Origin of the sequence: Pseudomonas sp. C6002 (assembly GCF_013385805.1) — a bacterium.
Lineage (GTDB): Bacteria > Pseudomonadota > Gammaproteobacteria > Pseudomonadales > Pseudomonadaceae > Aquipseudomonas.
This window is the reverse complement of record NZ_JACAPH010000045.1, coordinates 71655-90989: the sequence shown is the minus strand read 5'-3', so window position 1 is coordinate 90989 and position 19335 is coordinate 71655. Positions and strand designations below refer to the sequence as shown.

General features: G+C 62.1%; 17 protein-coding genes. 5 read left to right on the top strand and 12 right to left on the bottom strand.

Features of this window, described 5'->3' with window-relative positions:
- The first annotated feature begins 167 nt into the window (after positions 1–167).
- From HX817_RS29225 to HX817_RS29205, 5 genes are read left to right on the top strand one after another with little or no spacing between them, the layout of a single operon-like run.
- Complete coding sequence (locus HX817_RS29225; RefSeq protein WP_177042088.1) at positions 168–1817, top strand: AMP-binding protein; 1650 nt, start codon at positions 168–170, stop codon at positions 1815–1817.
- A gap of 22 nt (positions 1818–1839) precedes the next feature.
- Positions 1840–2607, top strand: a complete 768-nt coding sequence (locus HX817_RS29220; protein WP_177042086.1) for an SDR family NAD(P)-dependent oxidoreductase — start codon at positions 1840–1842, stop codon at positions 2605–2607.
- Positions 2608–2617: 10 nt separating this feature from the next.
- Positions 2618–3802 (top strand): acetyl-CoA C-acyltransferase, encoded by a 1185-nt coding sequence (locus HX817_RS29215; protein WP_087693007.1) that lies wholly within the window; start codon positions 2618–2620, stop codon positions 3800–3802.
- Between the two features lie 9 nt (positions 3803–3811).
- A complete protein-coding gene (locus HX817_RS29210) occupies positions 3812–4939 on the top strand; it encodes an acyl-CoA dehydrogenase (protein ID WP_177042085.1) in 1128 nt (375 codons plus the stop codon).
- 9 nt (positions 4940–4948) lie between these two features.
- Entirely contained in the window at positions 4949–5722 is a 774-nt protein-coding gene (locus HX817_RS29205) for an enoyl-CoA hydratase (protein ID WP_003217608.1), read from the top strand.
- Positions 5723–5863: 141 nt separating this feature from the next.
- Here the strand turns inward: HX817_RS29205 and HX817_RS29200 are convergent, their stop codons facing one another.
- The 12 genes from HX817_RS29200 to arnC form a co-directional block, all read right to left on the bottom strand.
- Positions 5864–7015, bottom strand: a complete 1152-nt coding sequence (locus HX817_RS29200; RefSeq protein WP_177042083.1) for an acyl-CoA dehydrogenase family protein — start codon at positions 7013–7015, stop codon at positions 5864–5866.
- 3 nt (positions 7016–7018) lie between these two features.
- Positions 7019–8122: an enoyl-CoA hydratase/isomerase family protein gene (locus HX817_RS29195; protein WP_087693005.1), complete on the bottom strand. Its 1104-nt coding sequence runs from the start codon at positions 8120–8122 to the stop codon at positions 7019–7021.
- Positions 8123–8246: 124 nt separating this feature from the next.
- Positions 8247–8963: an HPP family protein gene (locus tag HX817_RS29190; protein ID WP_102604350.1), complete on the bottom strand. Its 717-nt coding sequence runs from the start codon at positions 8961–8963 to the stop codon at positions 8247–8249.
- 176 nt (positions 8964–9139) lie between these two features.
- Positions 9140–9319, bottom strand: coding sequence for a type VI secretion system contractile sheath small subunit (locus tag HX817_RS29185; protein ID WP_256348852.1), 180 nt, complete (start codon positions 9317–9319; stop codon positions 9140–9142).
- A 521-nt stretch (positions 9320–9840) separates the two neighbouring features.
- Positions 9841–11463 carry a phospholipid carrier-dependent glycosyltransferase gene (locus HX817_RS29180; RefSeq protein ID WP_177042071.1) on the bottom strand — a complete coding sequence of 541 codons (1623 nt, stop codon included), beginning with the start codon at positions 11461–11463 and terminating at the stop codon, positions 9841–9843.
- A gap of 3 nt (positions 11464–11466) precedes the next feature.
- Positions 11467–12846: a UDP-glucose/GDP-mannose dehydrogenase family protein gene (locus tag HX817_RS29175; RefSeq protein WP_102369058.1), complete on the bottom strand. Its 1380-nt coding sequence runs from the start codon at positions 12844–12846 to the stop codon at positions 11467–11469.
- Positions 12843–13256, bottom strand: coding sequence for a 4-amino-4-deoxy-L-arabinose-phosphoundecaprenol flippase subunit ArnF (arnF, locus tag HX817_RS29170; protein WP_177021107.1), 414 nt, complete (start codon positions 13254–13256; stop codon positions 12843–12845). The genes HX817_RS29175 and arnF overlap by 4 nt, the downstream gene beginning before the upstream one ends.
- Positions 13253–13600 carry a 4-amino-4-deoxy-L-arabinose-phosphoundecaprenol flippase subunit ArnE gene (arnE, locus tag HX817_RS29165; RefSeq protein WP_003217625.1) on the bottom strand — a complete coding sequence of 116 codons (348 nt, stop codon included), beginning with the start codon at positions 13598–13600 and terminating at the stop codon, positions 13253–13255. Before arnE ends, arnF begins: the two co-directional genes overlap by 4 nt.
- Entirely contained in the window at positions 13597–15252 is a 1656-nt protein-coding gene (gene arnT / locus HX817_RS29160; RefSeq protein ID WP_177042062.1) for a lipid IV(A) 4-amino-4-deoxy-L-arabinosyltransferase, read from the bottom strand. Before arnT ends, arnE begins: the two co-directional genes overlap by 4 nt.
- The gene (arnD, locus tag HX817_RS29155; RefSeq protein WP_023658828.1) at positions 15249–16133 is read right to left on the bottom strand and encodes a 4-deoxy-4-formamido-L-arabinose-phosphoundecaprenol deformylase; all 885 of its coding nucleotides are present in this window, start codon (positions 16131–16133) and stop codon (positions 15249–15251) included. Before arnD ends, arnT begins: the two co-directional genes overlap by 4 nt.
- The gene (gene arnA, locus HX817_RS29150) at positions 16133–18124 is read right to left on the bottom strand and encodes a bifunctional UDP-4-amino-4-deoxy-L-arabinose formyltransferase/UDP-glucuronic acid oxidase ArnA (RefSeq protein ID WP_177042060.1); all 1992 of its coding nucleotides are present in this window, start codon (positions 18122–18124) and stop codon (positions 16133–16135) included. Before arnA ends, arnD begins: the two co-directional genes overlap by 1 nt.
- On the bottom strand, positions 18121–19155 hold the full coding sequence (gene arnC, locus HX817_RS29145; protein ID WP_003217633.1) for an undecaprenyl-phosphate 4-deoxy-4-formamido-L-arabinose transferase: 1035 nt from the start codon (positions 19153–19155) through the stop codon (positions 18121–18123). Before arnC ends, arnA begins: the two co-directional genes overlap by 4 nt.
- Between the last annotated feature and the right edge of the window lie 180 nt (positions 19156–19335).

Sequence of the window (19335 nt, the reverse complement as noted above, 5' to 3'; positions counted from 1 at the left end):
GATTTTGCTCTTCAACACTCACACACACCAAACAGCGCCCCCCCATTGGCCAAACCAGTCAACCAAGTTGAAAGCTTTGACCATTGCCCACCCACCGCTCTAGAGCGACTATTTCACCGGTCTACGTACCCATCCTGAAAATAAAAAACACACAGGGATTTGAAGCGATGCGTGATTACTCGGCTGCCACCACCCAGTTCAACTACCAACACACCGTCGACGCCGCCTTGTCGGGCAACCTGCAGGCCCTCAACGCCTGCGTCGAATGCTGCGACCGCCACGCATTACCTGGCCGCATCGCACTGTTCTGGGAGGGCAAGGAGGGCCGCAGCGCCACCGTCACCTTCACCCAACTGCAAGACCAGGCCGCACGCTTCGCCAACTTCCTCCTGGCCCAGGGCGTCAATCGCGGCGACAAGGTGGCAGGCCTCCTGCCACGCACCGCCGAGCTGCTGGTGGTCGTCCTCGCCACCTGGCGCATCGGCGCGGTCTATCAGCCGCTGTTCACCGCCTTCGGCCCCAAGGCCATCGAACACCGCCTGAACAGCTCCGGCGCCGCGCTGGTGGTGACCGATGCCGTAAACCGTCCCAAACTGACGGAAGTGGCCGACTGCCCGACCATCGTCACCGTCGCCGGTCCCAACGGCGAAGGCATCGTGCGCGGCGATTTCAGCTTCTGGGCCGAGTTGCCCAACTATTCCAACCTCTGCGAACCCGTATTGCTGGGCGCCGACGACCCGTTCCTGCTGATGTTCACCTCAGGCACCACCGGCCCGTCGAAAGCCCTGGCCGTGCCGCTCAAGGCAATCGTCGCGTTCCAGAGCTACACCCGCGACGCCGTCGACCTGCGCCCCGAAGACGCATTCTGGAACGTCGCCGACCCGGGCTGGGCCTACGGCATCTATTTCGGCGTGACCGGCCCCTTGTCCATGGGCCACCCGATCACCTTCTACGATGGCCCGTTCACCCTCGAAAGCACGTGCCGTGTCATCAACAAATACGGGATTACCAACCTCACCGGTTCGCCCACCGCCTACCGCCTGCTGATCGCCGGGGGCGAGCAGTTCGCCAAGTCGATCAAGGGCAAGCTGCGTATTGTCAGCAGTGCCGGCGAGCCGCTGAACCCGGAAGTGATCCGCTGGTTCGCCGATAACCTCGGCGTGACCATCCACGACCACTACGGCCAGACCGAGTTGGGCATGGTGCTGTGCAATCACCATGGCCTGGAGCATCCGGTGCACGTCGGCTCCGCGGGCTTTGCCTCGCCGGGCCATCGCATCGTGGTGCTGGACGACAACCATCAGGAGTTGCCCGCCGGCCAGCCAGGCATCCTGGCTATCGACCGCGAGCAATCGCCGATGTGCTGGTTTGCCGGTTATGACGGCGTCAAGACCAAGGCCTTCGTCGGCAAGTACTACCTCAGCGGCGATACGGTGGAGCTGAACCCCGATGGCAGCATCAGCTTTGTCGGGCGCAGCGACGATGTGATTACCACTTCCGGCTATCGCGTGGGGCCGTTCGACGTAGAGAGCGCCTTGATCGAGCATCCGGCCGTGGTGGAGGCCGCCGTGGTGGGCAAGCCATGTCCGGAACGCACCGAGATCGTCAAGGCGTTTGTGGTGCTCAGCGAGCAGTACCGCGCCGAGCCGGCCCTGGCCGAAGAGCTGCGCCAGCACGTGCGCAAGCGCCTGGCCGCTCACTCGTACCCGCGGGAAATCGAATTTGTCAGCGAGCTGCCCAAGACCCCGAGCGGCAAGCTGCAACGCTTCATTTTGCGTAATCAGGAAATTGCCAAGGCCCAGGCGGCCACGGCGTGACCCATTCTTCAAGGAAACAATGATGCAGATTGAGAACAAGGTTTTTCTGGTCAGCGGTGGCGCTTCAGGCCTCGGCGCGGCAACCGCCGAGATGCTCGTGGCGGCCGGTGCCAAGGTGATGCTGGTGGACCTGAACGCCGACGCAGTGGCCGCCCAGGCGCAAAAGCTCGGCGCGCAGGCCCGCAGCGTGGTCGCCGATATCAGCCAGGAAGCCGCTGCCGAAGCGGCGGTACAGGCCACCGTCGCCGCCTTTGGCGGTTTGCATGGGTTGGTCAACTGTGCCGGTGTGGTGCGGGGCGAGAAAATCCTCGGCAAAAATGGCCCGCACGTGCTGGCCAACTTCGCCCAGGTGATCAACGTCAACCTGATCGGCAGTTTCAACCTGCTGCGCCTGGCTGCAGCGGCTATCGCTGAAACCGAGGCGAATACCGATGGCGAGCGCGGTGTGATCATCAATACCGCTTCAGTGGCAGCGTTTGACGGCCAGATCGGCCAGGCGGCCTATGCCGCTTCCAAGGGCGCGATTGCCAGCCTGACCCTGCCGGCGGCCCGCGAACTGGCGCGCTACGGGATTCGGGTGATGACCATCGCCCCCGGTATTTTCGAAACTCCGATGATGGCGGGCATGACGCCGCAAGTGCGCGAATCCCTCGCCGCCGGCGTGCCATTCCCGCCGCGCCTGGGCAAACCGGGCGAGTACGCCGCGCTGGTGCGGCATATCATTGAAAACAGCATGCTCAACGGCGAGGTGATCCGTCTCGACGGCGCCTTGCGCATGGCAGCCAAATAAGGAGATTTTCATGACTGATCCAATCGTTATTGTCAGCGCGGTACGCACCCCGATGGGCGGGTTCCAGGGCGATCTCAAGGGCCTCACCGCTCCGCAACTGGGCGCTGCGGCGATTCGTGCAGCGGTCGAGCGCGCCGGTATCGCTTCCGATGCCGTGGATGAAGTGCTGTTCGGTTGCGTGCTGCCCGCCGGCCTCGGCCAGGCGCCGGCACGCCAGGCGGCGCTGGGTGCTGGCCTGGACAAGTCCACGCGCTGCACCACCCTCAACAAGATGTGCGGCTCGGGCATGGAAGCCACGATCCTGGCCCATGACGCGTTGCTGGCAGGCAGCGTGGAGGTGGTCATCGCCGGTGGCATGGAGAGCATGTCCAACGCGCCGTACCTGCTGGACCGTGCCCGCAGCGGCTATCGCATGGGCCACGGCCGGGTGCTCGACCACATGTTCCTCGACGGCCTTGAAGACGCCTACGACAAGGGCCGCCTGATGGGCACCTTTGCCGAGGACTGCGCCGAGCACAACGGCTTTTCCCGCGAGGCCCAGGACGCGTTCGCGATTGCGTCCCTGACCCGTGCGCAACAGGCGATCACCGACGGCAACTTCATCGCCGAAATCGTCCCGGTGCAGGTCACCGTGGGCAAGGAACAGAAAACCATCATCCACGACGAACAGCCGCCGAAAGCCAAGCTGGACAAGATCGCGACATTGAAGCCGGCCTTCCGGGAGGGCGGCACGGTGACGGCAGCCAACTCCAGTTCGATTTCCGACGGTGCGGCGGCGCTGCTGCTGATGCGCCAGTCCGAAGCGCACAAGCGCGGGCTCAAGCCTCTGGCGGTGATCCATGGCCACGCGGCGTTTGCCGATGAGCCTGGCCTGTTCCCGGTAGCGCCGGTGGGGGCGATCCGCAAGCTGATGAGCAAGACCGGCTGGAACCTCGACGAAGTCGACCTGTTTGAAATCAACGAAGCCTTTGCCGTGGTCAGCCTGGTGACCATGAGCAAGCTGGAGATTCCCCACAGCAAGGTCAACATCCACGGCGGTGCCTGTGCCCTGGGCCATCCGATTGGCGCGTCCGGCGCGCGGATCCTGGTGACCCTGCTTTCGGCCCTGCGCCAGAAAGGCCTCAAGCGCGGCGTTGCAGCGATCTGCATCGGCGGCGGTGAAGCCACGGCCATGGCCGTTGAATGCCTGTACTAAGGAACACCTATGCTGCCGAATGACGAACAACTGCAAATCAGCGAAGCCGCCCGGCAATTTGCCCAGGAACGCCTTAAACCGTTCGCTGCCGAGTGGGACCGCGAGCATCGCTTTCCCAAGGAAGCCATTGGTGAAATGGCCGAGCTGGGCTTTTTCGGGATGCTGGTCCCGGAGCAATGGGGCGGCTGTGATACCGGCTACCTGGCCTACGCCATGGCCCTGGAAGAGATCGCTGCCGGTGACGGCGCCTGCTCGACCATCATGAGCGTGCACAACTCCGTGGGCTGCGTGCCGATCCTCAAGTTCGGCAATGATCAACAGCGCGAGCAGTTCCTCAAGCCCCTGGCCAGTGGTGCGATGCTCGGTGCGTTTGCCTTGACCGAGCCCCAGGCCGGTTCCGACGCCAGCGGCCTGAAAACCCGTGCCCGGCTGGAGGGCGATCACTACGTCTTGAATGGCTGCAAGCAGTTCATCACCTCCGGGCAAAACGCCGGGATCGTGATTGTGTTTGCAGTCACCGATCCGGCTGCCGGCAAACGCGGCATCAGCGCCTTTATCGTGCCCACCGACTCGCCGGGCTACAGCGTCGCGCGGGTCGAGGAGAAGCTCGGCCAGCATGCTTCCGACACCTGCCAGATCCTGTTTGAGGATGTGAAGGTGCCGGTGGCCAATCGTTTGGGCGAGGAGGGCGAAGGCTACCGGATCGCCCTGGCCAACCTCGAAGGCGGGCGTGTCGGCATTGCTTCGCAGGCGGTGGGCATGGCGCGGGCGGCATTTGAAGCGGCCCGGGACTACGCCCGCGAGCGGGAAAGCTTTGGCAAGCCGATCATCGAGCACCAGGCCGTGGCCTTCCGCCTGGCGGACATGGCGACGCAAATCGCCGTGGCGCGGCAGATGGTGCATTACGCCGCCGCCCTGCGTGACAGCGGCAAGCCGGCGCTGGTGGAAGCGTCCATGGCCAAGCTGTTTGCTTCGGAAATGGCCGAAAAGGTCTGCTCGGCAGCCTTGCAAACCCTCGGCGGTTACGGTTACCTGAGCGACTTTCCCCTGGAGCGGATCTACCGCGATGTGCGGGTCTGCCAGATTTACGAAGGCACCAGCGATATTCAACGCATGGTCATTTCACGCAATCTCTGAGGAGTCTCTATGAGTTACGAAAGCATTTTGCTGGACGTGCAGGGCCGGGTCGGGCTGATCACCCTCAATCGCCCGCAAGCGCTGAACGCCCTGAACGCGCAACTGGTCAGCGAGCTGAACCAGGCGCTGGACAGCCTGGAAGCCAACCCGGAAATCGGCTGCATCGTGCTAACCGGCTCGAAAAAAGCCTTTGCCGCCGGTGCCGACATCAAGGAAATGGCCGAGCTGACCTACCCGCAGATCTACCTCGACGACCTGTTCAGCGACAGCGATCGCGTGGCCAACCGCCGCAAGCCGATCATCGCGGCGGTCAACGGGTTTGCCCTGGGTGGCGGCTGTGAACTGGCCTTGATGTGCGACTTCATCCTGGCGGGTGACAACGCCAAGTTTGGCCAGCCGGAAATCAACCTCGGCGTGCTGCCTGGCATGGGCGGCACCCAGCGCCTGACCCGCGCCGTGGGCAAGGCCAAAGCCATGGAAATGTGCCTGACCGGGCGCTTTATCGATGCGGTGGAAGCCGAGCGCTGCGGGATCGTCGCGCGCATCGTGCCGGCGGATGAGCTGTTGGACGAAGCATTGAAGGTCGCGACCCTGATCGCCGGCAAGTCGGTGCCCATCAGCATGATGGTCAAGGAAAGCGTGAACCGCGCGTTTGAAGTGAGCCTGTCCGAAGGCGTGCGCTTTGAGCGCCGGGTGTTCCACGCGGCGTTTGCCACGCTGGATCAGAAGGAAGGCATGGCGGCGTTTGTGGCCAAGCGTGCGCCGGAGTTCAAGGACAAGTAAACACTGTCCTGAAACGCTGAAGATCAAGAAATGTGGGAGCGGGCTTGCTCGCGAAGGCGGTGTTACAGTCACCCGATGTATCGACTGATCCACCGCCTTCGCGAGCAAGCCCGCTCCCACATGGGTTCTGCGAAATACCTGTTACAGCTGATAGTTTTTCAATTCTCTGGCAATCACCATCCGCTGAATCTCGCTGGTGCCCTCGTAAATCTGGGTAATCCGCGCATCCCGGTAGTAACGCTCCACCGGGTAGTCCTCCAGATAGCCATAACCCCCATGAATCTGCATGGCTGAAGAGCACACCTTCTCGGCCATTTCCGAGGCAAACAGCTTGGCCTGGGAGGCCTCCGACAGGCATGGCTTGCCCGCACTGCGCAATCGGGCGGCATGCAGGATCAGCAGGCGCGCCGCATTCAGGCGGGTTTGCATGTCGGCCAGCAAGTTGGCCACGCTCTGGTGCTCGATGATCGCCTTGTCGAACTGCACCCGGTCACGGGCATAGGCCAGCGCGGCCTCAAAGGCGGCACGGGCGATACCCAGCGCCTGGGCGGCAATCCCGATGCGTCCGCCTTCGAGGTTGGACAGGGCGATGGCCAGGCCCTTGCCGCGTTCACCCAGCAGGTTGGCTTCCGGTACGGTGCACTGGTTGAGGGTGACGGCACAGGTGTCCGAGGCACGAATGCCCATCTTGTGCTCGGTACGGTCCACCACGAAGCCCGAGGTGTTGGTCGGCACCAGGAACGCCGAGATGCCTTTCTTACCCAGCTCCGGGTCGGTCACTGCAAACACGATCGCCAGCTTGGCGCGCTTGCCGTTGCTGACAAACTGCTTGGCGCCGTTGATCACCCACTGGCCGTCCCGCAGTTCGGCGCGGGTGCGCAGGTTGTGCGCTTCGGAACCGGCCTGGGGTTCGGTAAGGCAGAAGCAACCGATGGCCTGGCCGCTGGCCAGTTCCGCCAACCAGGTTTCCTTTTGTGCTTGTGAGCCGTAGTTTAGGATTGGCCCGCAACCCACTGAATTATGGATACTCATCAGTGCGCCGGTAGCGCCGTCGCCAGCGGAAATCTCTTCCACTGCCAGGGCGTAGGCCACGTAGTCGACGTAGGTGCCGCCCCATTCTTCGGGCACCACCATGCCCAGCAAACCCAACTCGCCCATCTTGGCGACCAAAGCATCGTCGATCCAGCCGGCCTTTTCCCAAGCCTGGGCGTGGGGGGCGATTTCGCCACGGGCAAAGTCCCGCGCCATGTCGCGGATCATCACTTGTTCTTCTGTAAATTCAATATCTTGCATGACTTAGTTCCCGTTCTTGTCGAAGTCGCGGAAGAAGCTTTCGACATGATCAGCCTCCAACGCCTGCAGGGTTGGAGGGTTCCAGCGAGGGGTTTTGTCCTTGTCGATCAGCAGGGCGCGGACGCCTTCGATCAGGTCGCCACGGGCAAACCATTGGCGGTCCAGGTGCAGTTCCAGGGCAAAGCATTGCTCCAGCGGCAGGTGGCGCCCGCGACGCAGCATCTGCAGGGTCACGGCCATGGCCAGGGGGGAGCGCGTCTGCATCAGGCTGGCGGTGGTCAATGCCCAGTCATGGCTGTCGGCGACGGTGACTTGCTGCAATTGCTCGACGATGCTCGGCACGTCCGGCAAGGCAAAGAAGTGATCGATGGCTGGGCGTAGCGCCGCCAGGGGGGCGTCGGGCAATTGTTGCACCGCGAGGCTGGCCAGCAGGCCTTGCAGGTCCTTGAGGGGAGAATCGTGCCATTCCAGGCGGTCCAGGCGCTGGTCGAGGTCGGCGAGCCGGGCGCTGTCGAGGTACCAGTCCGCCAGGCCGCAATACAGGGCGTCGGCGGCACGAATCTGCACGCCGGTCACCCCGAGGTAGATCCCCAGTTCCCCGGAAATGCGCGGCAGGAAATAGCTGCCGCCCACGTCAGGGAAATACCCGATGGCCACCTCGGGCATTGCCAGGCGGCTGCGGTCGGTGACCACCCGCAGGTCGGCGCCTTGCACCAGGCCCATGCCACCGCCAAGGACGAAGCCGTCCATCAGTGCCAGGACCGGTTTGCGATAGTTGTGAATGGCGAGGTCGAGGGCGTATTCCTCGACGAAGAAGTCTTCGTGGAGGGTGTCGCCGCTCTTGAAGCTGTCGTACAGCGAGCGAATGTCGCCGCCGGCGCAGAAGGCTTTTTCACCGGCACCGCGCAACACCACGGCATGCACCTGGGGATCGTCCGCCCACGCCTGCAAATGCCGGCTGAGGCTGCGGACCATGTCCAGTGTGAGGGCGTTAAGGCCTGCGGGGCGATTGAGGGTCAGGTGGCCAATATGGTTGCGTACGTGCGCCAGGACCTCGTCTTGCACAATCCCGGCGCTGCTTGCCTCGGATGAAACCTGAGCAGTCATCTCTAACTCCCTGCTTTTATTGTTCTTTATCAAGATGTTCGCGGGCGAACCATCTCGCGATCGTACCAGTGCAAATTTGCCCAGTACAAGTCGGAATCATGCAGGTCGTTTTTGCATTTTTGCCTTATGGAGGAGGCTGGCCCTGGTGCTGGAAAACCGCGCCGATGGTGCGCCGCCGGGCATACCGCTCGCTGGCCTGGATCAGCTCCTCCAGCTCCTGCGGGGTAACGTCCAGGAACTGCTCGCGCTCGGCGAGGGCCTGCTTGAGGTCCTCGGCGCTGATCCCGGGGTTTTCGGTGGCCATTGGCATAAAGATCGGCGCAGCCGGTTCGCGGGTGCCCTTGGGGTAACGCGTGCGCGTGGCGTTGTTGTAGGCCAGCGCGCAGGCCAACAAGGCTGTGGCTCCCAGCATGACTGCGGCAAGTTCGTGCCAGCCCATGGCAATCGAGGCGGGGTCAGCCAGTACCAGGCTCATGGCCAGGCCGCCCGCCGGTGGATGCAGGCAGCGCAGCCAGCAGATCAGGATCACGGTCATCCCGGCAGCCAGGCATGCGCTGCCCAGCGTTCGGCCCAATACCCGGGCCACCAGCAGCGCAACGATCCCGGCACACAGGTAGCTGCCGATGATCGACCAGGGCTGGGCCAGCGCGCCGGATGATACGGCAAACAGCAGCACCGCCGAGGCTCCCAGCGGGCCTATCAGGTGCAGGGCCACCTCGGTGCCGAACACCTGGGCGCACACCCAGACGCTGAACAGTGTGCCCAGGGCCATGCCGATGGCGGCACGACTCCATTCGGCAGGGCGGGTATTGATGGCAGCGGGTAACCAGCGAGCGAGCATTGACAGACGATCCGTGAAAAGCGGGCGAAAAAAAAGGCTTGCCTGGTTTCCCGGAAAAGCCCTTTAAAGAAGTTCCTGCATTTGGGGGAGGAACCTGCGCAGTGTGCCAATCGATGAAGACTGCTGCCAATGCATATTAATGCAGGTCAAGTGCAGTATTTTTGCAGTAAAACGTGTCAGCCAAACGGTATCAGGCGGGTTGGCGGTGGCATGGGGTTGCTGATCTTGCCCAGCACACGGTCATCGGTTTCCTCGTTGATCAGCAGGTTTTGTACATTTTCCCGCAGCGATGGATTGCTGGCCAATGGCCCCTTGAGCACCACCAGTGCATCACGCAGTTCCATCAGCCGATCCAGTTTTGGCAGCGGGATGTAACCCGCATTGACTCTGTCGCGGGACAAAGGCGCGACAGCGTCAGAGGTTGAGGGGGCGGGCAATCGACGGTCGGACACAAAACATTCCTCTAAATGAAATAAACGGCAGCGCTGAATGCTGTTTAAAGGGTCTTTATTGTTATTTCGACTGTTCGTTTAAGCGGGGCATGTCTTGATTGATGGCTTGCTGCTACGTTCGTCGAGTTTCTTTCGAAAGTAACAGGAATGCCTTACACCGCACCTTTGGAACTTCTGAAAATAGTTAAAAGGTATTAAATAATTAACTCGCTTGGCAGGCGAGTCTACAGTCGAGGGCTAGGGGCGGGAAGAGGGCGTCTTATCGGTAGCAGCGTATAGATGCGTAGGATGTTTCTCGATAGTTGCTACGCTAAAAGTTTCGAAGTTGAATGGGCAAAGAAGTTTCTTACATACACTTGGATTTATAACTACTGAATGTACTGGCGCGGGATAAGCGGTTGGTTCCGCTTATCTCGCGCCCTGTATCAAGGTTGTGCGGGTTTGATCAAATGCAGCAGTACGTAGGGGTTCTTGTCGAACTGGCCGGTCAGTACCGGCTGCAGTGAACGAAAACGCGGGTCGCTCAACGCTTCATAGTCCGACTGGCTCATGATCAGCCATGCAGGAGCCTGGATCGGCGCCAGGTCGGCAGGCAACTGGGTAAACAACGGCACCCGGTCGCAATCGAGGTTGACCATGAACTTGATGGCTTTTGCGTCCTTGCCCAGTGCGTGCAATACCAGCGGCGCCGGTTGTAGCTGGGTCAGCGCATGGGCCTGGAGGGTAAAGGTGCGCGTGTCATACAACCGGCGCTCCAGCGGCTCGACCATCACGATATACGCCAGCCACACCGCCAATACCGCGGCGAATGCCGGGCCCACGTAGCGAAGCCGCCGGTTGAACAGCAAGCCCAGCACCAGTACCTGGATCGCGATCAGGATCCCGAACACCGGATTGAGGCTGCCAATCTGCTCGGGGAAGCGGTGACGCGCCACGAACAAGCCTGCGATCAGCAGCCCCGGAATGACCGTCCACAACCCCAGCATCAGCCAGCGCAGCCCGGCGAACAGTCTGCCCCGCGACACCTGGAACGGATACGCGGCGATGATCGCGGCCAGGGGCAGCATCGGCAGCACATAGCGCGCTTTTTTCGCCTGGGGCACCGACAAGCCGATCATCACGATCAAGCCGGCGGCGAGGCAGTACAGCACCAGTTTCAGCGCCGGGCCCTTGTCCTCGCGGCCACCGGCGACAATCGCAATCAGCGCGAGTATTGCCAACGGATACGCCGGCGCGTAGTTGCCCAGCGAACTGCTGAAGTAATACAGCGCGCTGCCGGAGCCTTCGGTGCCGTCCATGCGACCCAGGAACTGCATGCGGATCACGTCCTGCATGAACATTTCACCGCCACTGAGCTTGGCCAGCAGCAGCAGCAGGCCCACGCACGCCGCCAGTAACGCCAACGCCAGCAGGCCGAAACTGAAGAGCTGGCGCCATTGCCGATTGATCAGGTAATAGCTGCACAGCATGCCGGTGGGGATCACCAGGCCGATCGGCCCACGGATCGCGAACCCCACGATCAGCAGCGCAAACAGCCAGTGCAGGCGCTTGCCGGCGCCGAAGTGGTCGTGGGCGTAACCCAGGTAGAAGACTGTCAGGGCCACTGCCGCCAGCATCTGGTCGAGGGACACCGCGCGGGTTTCGCTGATGAAGGTACTGCTGAGCAGCATCACCGCGATGCTCAGCAGTGCCCAGCGCCGGGAGTAGGGCGCGGTCAGCCGGTAGAGCAGCACCACGATCAGTGCCGAAGCGATGGCCGTGGGCAGCCAGGCCGTCAGGCTGGTGACCTGCCCCAGGGGCACCGACAGCAGCCAGGTCAGCAGCGTCGAGGTGGCCAGGTAATCGGCATAAGGTTGCCCGTACGTGGTCGGGAAGAACCCCGGCCCGTGGCGCAGCATCTCCTGGGCGAACAGCACGAAGCGCGAGTCAAAGCCGATGATTGCCTGGTTCCAGTTGCCCGCGACAAACAGGATCAGGGCCAGCAGCCCCAGGATCCATGAGTGGCGGCGGATCGTCGGGCTGAGCAGGGGCCGATGAGCTTTGTCCACGTCTCAGGCTTCCTCGGCCTGAGGCGCCCAGTTTTGCTGGGGGATCGGCAAGTTGCAGGAATCGCCGCGGCCCATCGGGAAGTACTGGATGCCTTTGCGTGCCAGGCGTTCGCCGTCGTACAGGTTGCGGCCGTCGAAGATCACCGGGGTTTTCAGGCGTTGCTGGATCAGGTCGAAGTCCGGTGCCTTGAACTGTTGCCATTCTGTGCAGATGATCAAGGCGTCAGAGCCACTCAGGGTGGATTCCGGGGTGCCCATCAGCATCAGGCGCGGGTCATCACCGTAGATGCGCTGGGTTTCCTGCATGGCTTCCGGGTCAAACGCACGTACATTGGCGCCGGCGGCCCACAAGGCTTCCATCAGCACCCGGCTTGGCGCATCGCGCATGTCGTCGGTGTTGGGCTTGAACGCCAGGCCCCACAAGGCGAAGGTCTTGCCGCGCAGGTCGCCCTTGAAGAATGCATTGGCGCGTTCGAACAGCTTGCTCTTCTGGCGCTGGTTGATGGCTTCCACGGCTTCCAGCAGGTCGCTGGAGCAGTTGGCGGCCTTGGCGCTGTGGATCAGGGCGCGCATGTCCTTGGGGAAACACGAGCCGCCATAACCGCAGCCTGGGTAGATGAAGTGGTAGCCGATACGCGAGTCGGCACCAATGCCCAGGCGCACGGCTTCGATGTCGGCGCCCAGGTGTTCGGCCAGTTCGGCGATCTGGTTGATAAAGCTGATCTTGGTGGCCAGCATGCAGTTGGCGGCGTACTTGGTCAGTTCGGCGCTGCGCAGGTCCATGAAGATGATGCGGTCGTGGTTGCGGTTGAACGGTGCATACAACTCACGCATCACCTCGCGCACTTCCTCACGTTCGCAGCCGATGACGATCCGGTCCGGGCGGCGGCAGTCGGCAACGGCCGAGCCTTCCTTGAGGAATTCCGGGTTGGAGACGATATCGAACTCCAGGTGGCGGCCGGCAATGCGCAGGGCTTTTTCCATGTGCGCACGCAAGGTGTCGCCGGTGCCTACGGGTACGGTGGATTTTTCCACGAGGATCACCGGGTCGATACGGTGGCGAGCCACTGCATCGCCCACGGACAGCACGTATTTCAGGTCGGCCGAACCGTCTTCATCGGAGGGGGTGCCCACGGCGATGAACAGCACTTCGCCATGTTCGACGGCGAGTTTTTCATCATAGGTAAACGTCAGGCGTCCGCCTTCGAGGTTTTCCTTGACCATGGCCGCCAGCCCCGGCTCGAAGATGCTCACGTGGCCCTGTTGCAGCAGCTTGACCTTGTTCTCGTCAACGTCCATGCAGATGACATCGTGGCCGACTTCGGCCAACACGGTGGCCTGTACGAGACCGACGTAACCGCTACCAAATACACTGATTTTCATGGGGCATTCCTGGGACTTGTGGTGCTAGCACGACGAGAGTTGATAGTCAGGACTCCGAGAATGACCAAGGCCACTCCCGCAGTTTTTGAAAGCGAAAAATGTTCGTTGAACACCGGCAGGCTGGCGGCCAGCAGGTAGACCAATGCGTAGCTGATGCTGAGCAGCGAGTAGGCACGGCCCAGCGGCAGGTCTTTGAGCGCGCCAAGCCAGCAGAGCATCGACAGGGCATAGGCGATGATCGCCAGGATCACCACGCCCAGTGCGCCGAGGTCGATGGCACCCGTGTTGAGTGCTGTCAGCCATTCGGTGGGCAATGGCAGGCGCGTCATGCTCCAGCGCATGCCCAACTGGGCACCGCTGACCAGTGCCACGCTGCCCAGGGCCAGGGCAAAACCGCGAGCGCGACTCATACCTGACGCCCCAGCAGCACCACACCGGCAATCACCAGCAGCACGCCGAACCAGTGGCGACCATCGATGTGTTCGTGGAACACAAAGCGCGCCACCAGGGTGACCAATACAAAGTTGAGGCTCAGCATCGGGTAGGCGATGCCGACTTCCAAACGTTGCAGCACCAGCAGCCACACCAGCAAACCCAGGCCCAGGCACACCAGCGCCGACCACAGCCACGGCGAGCGCAGCTTCAGGGCCCAACCGTCGGGCTGGTCACGCCAGCCTTCCACGGCAAACTTCTGGGACACCTGGCCCATGCAGGTCAGCAGGCAGGCACCTAACAACAGCAACAGAGTGGTCATGGCGCGCTCTGCGGGAAGATCAGAATCACGATATTGCCCTGCTCGTAACGCTTGCCGTCTTTGGGCAGCAGGTCCACTTCCTGGCGTTCGTCGTCACCCTTGACCCGCATCACCACGCCCACCGAGCCTTGCTTGCGCGCATCGCTCATCCATTGCTGGACGCTGGCGGCATCGATCTTGCGGTAAGCGGTGTCCGGGAAGGCGATGCCGTATTTCACTTCGCCAACGGTGTTGTAGAGCATCACTTCAGGACGCTGCAGGCGCCATGACAAGGCCGATGCGGCGCCGAGGTCGTTGCTCAGCAATGCAGTGGTCGGCTGCAGCTCCTGGAGGTGGTCGATGATGAACTGGTCGGGGGTCTTGTTATAAACCACCGAGTGCGGCAACGCGGCCGGCACCAGCGCCACCAGCAACCAGCTGCCGATCACCGGTGCGGCCCACATGTGCAACGGGCGGGCGGCTTGCAGCAGGTTGGCGATGATCCAGCCGAACAGGAAGACGAACACCAGCACCAGGCTGAGTGTTTCCTGGCCGTGCTCGTACACCGGTTTTTTCAGCTGGAACCAGGTCAGGGCCAGCAACGCCAATATGCCAATGACCAGATTCACCCAGCCGTTGATGCGCAGTACGCGGCCACGGGCCTGGGCCAGTTTGTCGGCGAGGGTATGCCCCATCAGCAGCGCCAGTGGCAGCAGGCACGGCATGATGTACGACGGCAGCTTGCCCTTGGCCAGGCTGAAGAACGCCAGCGGCATCAGCAGCCACAGCAGCAGGAAGGCGACCTTGCTGTTGCGTTTTTCCAGCCATGCCTGCTTCACGGTGGACGGCAGCAACGCCATCCACGGCAGGGTGAACGCAACCATCAGCGGCAGGTAATACCAGAAGGGCTCGGAGTGCTGGGCGTCGTCGCCGGCAAAGCGCTGGATGTGCTCGTGCCAGAAGAAGAAATTCCAGTAGTCCGGTTCCTGGGCATGCACCATCAGCGCCCAGGGCAGGCTCACGACAATCGCCACCACCACGGCCACCAAGCCATAGGTGAGCAGTTCACGAATGCGTTTTTGCCAGAGCACGTAGGGCAGGGCGATCAGCACCGGCAGCAACCAGGCAAGGAAACCCTTGGTCATGAACCCCATGCCGCAGGCGAACCCGAGCAAGGCCCACGACCACAGGCGGCCGCGGGTGGTGGTGCTGTCGAAGCAGAACCACAGCGCCGCCCCGGTCAGGTTGACCCAGAAGGTGAACTGCGGGTCGAGGTTGGCATAGCCCGCCAGGAACGCGACGCTGACAAAACTCATGTACAGCACGGCGCTGACCAGGCTCTTGCGCGGGTCGTTCCACAAACGCCGGGCCACGAAATACACCAGCAGGATGCTCAAGCCGGTGCTCAAGGCCGAGGCAAAACGCACGCCGAACAGGTTCTGCCCGAAAATCGCCTGGCCCAGCGCGATCATCCAGTACCCGGCCGCCGGTTTCTCGAAGTAGCGAATCCCCATGAAGTGTGGCGAGGCCCATTTGCCGGTCAGCAGCATTTCCTGGCTGATCTGCGCATAGCGGGTTTCGTCGGGGATCCACAGGCCGTGGGTGGCCAACGGGATCAGGTAGAACACCCCGAAGGCCAGCAGGAGCAGGGGCAGGGCCCAGCGCCGGATCATGCCTTTTGCACTCCGAGCCAGCCTTCACGGCCGCTCAACGCACCACGCACCAGCTGTTGCTGGGGCAGGGTGGTGAGGTCGGCGGGCAACAGGTCGCCCAACGGTTTGAACGCGATGCCGCGCTGCCCTGCCTGGGCGAGCAACTGGCGAAAATCATTGGCCATCAGAATCCCTTCTACTTCTGCGTGGATCGTATAGACGTTGAGCTTCGACGGCTTGAAGCGGTCGAGGATGTAGCTATTGAAATCCTTGGCGGCCACCACCGGGCCCACGACTTCGTCGAAGGTCGGCATGTCCACCGGAATTTGTGGCGTGCCGGCACTGCCATCCGCCAGGGTCGGCCGGAACAGGCTGGTACCGCGGCAATCGCTGTTGTAACGGAAATTGAACTGTTGCTTGGCTTGCACCACGCGCTCATCGGCACGCCAGCCGGCGGCGGCTGAGCAGTCGATGGGTTCACCGAGGATGTCGCTCAAGGTGTCGACGCCACGGCGAATCTGCTCGATCAGCTGTGCATCGCTCCAGCGCCCGGTGTTGGCTTGCCAGCCGTGATGATCCCAGGCGTGCAGCCCGACTTCATGCCCGGCGGCCTTGGCCTGGCGCATCAGGTGCCCCAGGTCGCGGCCAATGGGTTTGCCCGGCCAGGCGGTGCCGGCCAGCAAAATGTCCCAGCCGTACAAACCGGCCGCGTTGGAGCGCAGCATCTTCCACAGGAACTGCGGGCGGATCAGGCGCCACAAGTGGCGCCCCATGTTGTCCGGCCCGACGCTGAAGAAGAAGGTCGCCTTGACCCCGGCTTCATCAAGCGACTCCAACAACCTTGGCACCCCTTCACGGGTGCCTCGGTAAGTGTCGACGTCGATGCGTAGACCCGCTTGCATCAACGCTTGTCCGCGATTTCGAGCATGGCTTCACGCAGGAAGAAATCCAGAGTGTTGCCGATGGTTTCGCTCATCTCCACGGTAGGCTCCCAGTTCAGCAGGCGCTTGGCGTTTTCGATGCTTGGCTTGCGGTGCGCCACGTCCTGGTAACCGGTGCCGTAGAACGCCTTGCTCTCTACGTCGCGGAAACCGGCAAACGGAGGGAAGTTGCTGCGCAGCGGGTGAGCTTCGAACTGACGCAGCAGTTCTTCGCCCAACTGACGGATGCTGGCTTCGTTTTCCGGGTTGCCGATGTTGATGATCTGGCCGTTGCAGTTGTCGTTGTCGTTATCAATGATGCGCGCCAGGGCTTCGATACCGTCGGCGATGTCAGTGAAGCAACGCTTCTGCTCGCCACCGTCGAACAGACGGATCGGCGTGCCTTCCACCAGGTTCAGGATCAGCTGGGTGATGGCGCGGGAGCTGCCGATACGGGCCGAGTCCAGGCGGTCGAGGCGCGGGCCCATCCAGTTGAATGGACGGAACAGGGTGAACTTCAGGCCCTTGTCGCCGTAGGCCCAGATCACGCGGTCCAGCAGTTGCTTGGAGACCGAGTAGATCCAGCGCTGCTTGTTGACCGGGCCCACCACCAGGTTGGAGGTGTCTTCGTCGAAGTACTGGTCCTGGCACATGCCATACACTTCGGAGGTCGACGGGAAGATCACGCGCTTGTTGTACTTCACGCAGTAGCGAACCAGTTTCAGGTTCTCTTCGAAGTCCAGTTCAAATACGCGCAGCGGGTTGCGGGTGTATTCGATCGGGGTGGCGATGGCCACCAGCGGCAGGACCACGTCGCACTTCTTGATGTGGTACTCGATCCACTCGGAGTGGATGCTGATGTCGCCTTCCACATAGTGGAAATTCGGGTGGCTGCGCAGGCGCTCGATGGCGTCGGAGCCGATGTCCAGGCCGTAGATTTCGTAACGGTCGTCACGCAGCAGGCGCTCGGACAGGTGGTTACCGATGAAACCGTTCACACCCAGGATCAGCACGCGGGTACGACGGGGCTTGCGGCCGGACTCGGCGCCGCGCAGTACGGAACCATCCACCAGGCCCAGTTCATCCGCCAGGGACGGGCCGGCCAGGTACAGGCCGTTCTCGTTGCGCTGGCCGAACTTGACCACCAGGGAGTCTTCACCGCAGGCGATGCGCAGCGGGTTGACGCTGATCACGCGGCCTGGCGCCAGGCCTTCGTTGCCCTTGACGACTTCGGCGCTCCAGACGATCAGCTTGTGCTCGCCCACGGCGCAGAAGGCGCCCGGGTACGGTTGGGTAACGGCGCGAACCAGGTTGAACAGCTCTTCAGCCGGTTTTTTCCAGTCCAGCTTGCCGTCCGCTGCGGTGCGACGACCGAAGTAGGTGGCCTTGCTTTCGTCCTGGGCGGTTTCGGTCAGCTTGCCTTGCGCCAGTTGCGGCAGGGCGTCGCGCAGCAGGTTGGTGGCGGCGTCACGCAGTTTGGCGTGCAGGGTCAGGCCGGTGTCGGTGCGCTCGATCACGACTTTCTGCTGGGCCAGGATCGCGCCGGCATCGGCACGCTTGACCATGCGGTGCAGGGTCACGCCGGTTTCGGTTTCGCCGTTCACCAGCACCCAGTTGGCCGGTGCGCGGCCACGGTACTTAGGCAGCAGGGAGCCGTGCAGGTTGAACGCGCCTTTCTTGGCGGTGGCCAGCAGGGCTTCGCTCAGCAGGTTGCGGTAGTAGAACGAGAAGATGTAGTCCGGGTTCAGCTTGGCGATGCGCTCGATCCACAGCGGATGGTTGGCGTCTTCCGGGGCGTGTACCGGGATGCCATTGCGGGCGCACAGCTGGGCGACGGAACCGTAGAAATTGTTTTCCTTGGGATCATCGGCATGGGTGAACACGGCAGCAATTTCGTAACCCGCATTGAGCAGGGCTTCAATGCCAGCACAGCCAATATCGTGGTAAGCGAAGACAACAGCGTTTGAATTCATGACGAAACCTGATCGGAAGGAGAAGTAGAGGTGTGGGAGGACGTCAGGCCGTCGACCGTAAAGGTCTCGGCCGGTGCTGCCGGTTGGTTGCGCAGCACTTTTTCGATAAAGAACCGTGGGCGGGCCCGCACATCGCTGTACATGCGGCCCAGGTATTCACCCAGGAGGCCCATGCCGATGAACTGGCCACCGGTGAACACGAACAATACGGCGAACAGCACGAACATGCCGTCGCCGGCCCAACCGGAGCCGAAAGCGATACGCAGCACGATCAGTGCAAAGGCGAAGAGCATGCCCAGGGCCGCCAGGCTGAAACCGACGATGCTCAACAGGCGCAATGGCGTGGTGGTCATGCAGGTCAGCAGGTCGAACATCAGGCTGATCAGGCGCATCGGGCTGTATTTGGACTCGCCGTGTTCACGCTCGGCGTGATGCACCAGGATTTCTGTGGTGTGGCGCGCAAAACTGTTGGCCAGGATCGGGATAAAGGTGCTGCGCTCGCGGCAGGCCAGCATGGCGTCGACGATGGTGCGGCGATAAGCACGCAGCATGCAGCCGTAGTCGCTCATGGCCACGCCGGTGGAGCGTTGCACGGCGAGGTTGATCAGGCGCGACGGCCAGCGGCGAAAGGCCGAGTCCTGGCGGTTGTTGCGTACGGTGGCAACCACGTCATAGCCCAGGGCGGCCTGTTCGACCAAACGCGGGATTTCTTCCGGCGGGTTTTGCAGGTCGGCGTCCAGGGTGATCACCACGTCGCCCCGGCAATGCTCGAAGCCGGCCATGATTGCGGCGTGCTGGCCGTAGTTGCGGTTGAGGATCACCGCCACCACGTTGCTGCCTTCGAGCGCGGCGGCGTCTTCCAGCAATTGCGCGGAGTTGTCGCGGCTGCCGTCGTCCACCAGGATGATTTCGTATTCGTAAGCCAGTTGTTTGCAGGCGGCCATGGTGCGGCGCAGCAGTTCAGGCAGGCTTTCTTGTTCGTTGTAGACCGGGATAACGATCGACACGCAATGAATTGGATAGGGTTTCAAAGATTCATTACCTCGGGGGTTAGAGCAACTTGGAGCGTAAAGACAGCAGTTATCGTCAGCCTCGGATGCCGGGCATCCGATCAAAGATAGCGTTGATTTGTGGCATTCATTCGACAGTCCTGACAGGTCACAGTGGGTCTTCCATGGCTTACGTGAGTAAAGACCAAAATGCTCAAAGGT

Coding starts and splice junctions, on each gene's coding strand:
- HX817_RS29225 (WP_177042088.1), top strand. CDS start 168: ATGCGTGATTACTCGGCTGCCACCACCCAGTTCAACTACCAACACACC.
- HX817_RS29220 (WP_177042086.1), top strand. CDS start 1,840: ATGCAGATTGAGAACAAGGTTTTTCTGGTCAGCGGTGGCGCTTCAGGC.
- HX817_RS29215 (WP_087693007.1), top strand. CDS start 2,618: ATGACTGATCCAATCGTTATTGTCAGCGCGGTACGCACCCCGATGGGC.
- HX817_RS29210 (WP_177042085.1), top strand. CDS start 3,812: ATGCTGCCGAATGACGAACAACTGCAAATCAGCGAAGCCGCCCGGCAA.
- HX817_RS29205 (WP_003217608.1), top strand. CDS start 4,949: ATGAGTTACGAAAGCATTTTGCTGGACGTGCAGGGCCGGGTCGGGCTG.
- HX817_RS29200 (WP_177042083.1), bottom strand. CDS start 7,015: ATGCAAGATATTGAATTTACAGAAGAACAAGTGATGATCCGCGACATG.
- HX817_RS29195 (WP_087693005.1), bottom strand. CDS start 8,122: ATGACTGCTCAGGTTTCATCCGAGGCAAGCAGCGCCGGGATTGTGCAA.
- HX817_RS29190 (WP_102604350.1), bottom strand. CDS start 8,963: ATGCTCGCTCGCTGGTTACCCGCTGCCATCAATACCCGCCCTGCCGAA.
- HX817_RS29175 (WP_102369058.1), bottom strand. CDS start 12,846: ATGAAAATCAGTGTATTTGGTAGCGGTTACGTCGGTCTCGTACAGGCC.
- arnF (WP_177021107.1), bottom strand. CDS start 13,256: ATGAGTCGCGCTCGCGGTTTTGCCCTGGCCCTGGGCAGCGTGGCACTG.
- arnE (WP_003217625.1), bottom strand. CDS start 13,600: ATGACCACTCTGTTGCTGTTGTTAGGTGCCTGCCTGCTGACCTGCATG.
- arnT (WP_177042062.1), bottom strand. CDS start 15,252: ATGATCCGGCGCTGGGCCCTGCCCCTGCTCCTGCTGGCCTTCGGGGTG.
- arnD (WP_023658828.1), bottom strand. CDS start 16,133: ATGCAAGCGGGTCTACGCATCGACGTCGACACTTACCGAGGCACCCGT.
- arnA (WP_177042060.1), bottom strand. CDS start 18,124: ATGAATTCAAACGCTGTTGTCTTCGCTTACCACGATATTGGCTGTGCT.